This window comes from Pseudoalteromonas sp. Z1A6 (assembly GCF_011378745.1).
Classification (GTDB): domain Bacteria; phylum Pseudomonadota; class Gammaproteobacteria; order Enterobacterales; family Alteromonadaceae; genus Pseudoalteromonas; species Pseudoalteromonas arctica.
The window spans coordinates 1-1,549 of the sequence record NZ_WTKW01000564.1 but is presented as its reverse complement, the minus strand read 5'-3'; the positions used below and the strand labels follow the sequence as shown (position 1 = coordinate 1,549).

Here is a 1,549-nt window from a genome sequence, read left to right as displayed (position 1 = left end):
TGTTGCGAAATTAAAAGAATTTGACAAGGTCTTAATTAAAGGTTCTGGCGCTGATCTTTCTGTTTATAATTATTCTCCTGAAAAGATCACTAACAATGTAAAAATAGTTATGGCATGTCGCTTACTTAAAGAAAAAGGCGTGTATCAGTATATAGAAGCTGCCAGAATCGTTAAAGAGCAATACCCTAATACTGAGTTTTTACTCGTAGGCACGCCTGATTTAGAAAACCCAAATACAGTAAAGCAAATTGAGATTGACTCTTGGGTAAACAAAAATTTGATTACTTATCTAGGTCACAGAAGTGATATACCGGCTGTATTTGCTGATGCAAATATTGTTTGTTTGCCTTCGTTTTATGGTGAAGGTGTACCAAAAGTACTTATTGAAGCTGCTGCTTGTGGAAGATCTATTGTAACAACCGATAACCCTGGTTGCAGGGACGCTGTTATTGAAGGTGAGACTGGGCTCACAGTTCCTATTCGTGATGCTAGAGCGCTGGCAATTGCTATTCAAAAACTTATAAGTGAACCTGAGTTAAGAGTTTCTATGGGCAATAAAGCAAGGGCTTTTGCTGAAGCTGAGTTTGATGTAGATAGCGTTGTAAGTAAGCACTTAGATATTTATGTTAATTTAATTGGTAAAGTTCAATGATTGCAATAACGGGATATAATGGCTTTGTAGGCCAACAGTTACTAAAAAAACTACCAGTTGAAAAGTGTTTATTGATTGGAAGAGTGAAACCTCAATCCAATTATAAGTTTTGTGAATTAGATTTATCTTCGAGTGAGCATTTAAATTTAATTAGTGCATTTAATAAAGTTGATACACTTGTGCATATAGCTGCGCGCGTTCATGTTATGAACGAGGAATCATCAGATCCTATTGCTGAATTTAGAGCCGTTAATACACAAGGGACTTTAAACTTGGCGCGACAAGCTGCATTATCAGGCGTTAGGCGTTTTATATTTATAAGTTCTATAAAGGTCAATGGAGAAAGCACGACTGATAAATCTCCGTTTACTGAAAATGATTATCCAGCTCCTGAAGATCCTTATGGGATCTCTAAAGCAGAGGCTGAGGAGCAGCTATTAGCCCTGGGTAAAAATACAGGCATGGAGATTGTAATTATTCGCCCACCACTTGTATATGGTAAAGGGGTAAAAGCAAACTTTTCCTCATTAATGCGCTTTGTCGGTAATGGTTTTCCGCTACCATTTAGAGGCATAAAAAATAATAAGCGTAGTTTAGTGTCAGTTTATAACTTAATTGATTTAATTAAAGTATGCATTGAACACCCCAAAGCGGCGAACCAAGTTTTTTTAGCTAGCGATGACCATGACTTATCAACCGCTGAAATGGTTGCATTGATGGCTAAGGTACAAGGTAAAAAAAACTTAGCTCTTCCAGTCCCTGTTTGGTGTTTTAAATTAGCCGGTAAATTACTTAATAAAGGTGATGTAATTGATAGATTGACTGGTTCTCTTCAATTAGATATTACTCAAACAAAAAAAACACTTGATTGGACTCCACCATATTCTGTTGAACATG

General features: G+C 36.5%; 2 protein-coding genes. Both read left to right on the top strand.

The annotated features are described in order from the left end of the window. Nucleotides 1-652: glycosyltransferase family 4 protein (locus tag GQR46_RS19490; protein ID WP_165742197.1), on the top strand; the 652-nt coding region annotated here is incomplete at its 5' end. After that, nucleotides 649-1,549: SDR family oxidoreductase (locus GQR46_RS19485; protein WP_165742195.1), on the top strand; the 901-nt coding region annotated here is incomplete at its 3' end. The genes GQR46_RS19490 and GQR46_RS19485, both read left to right, overlap by 4 nt.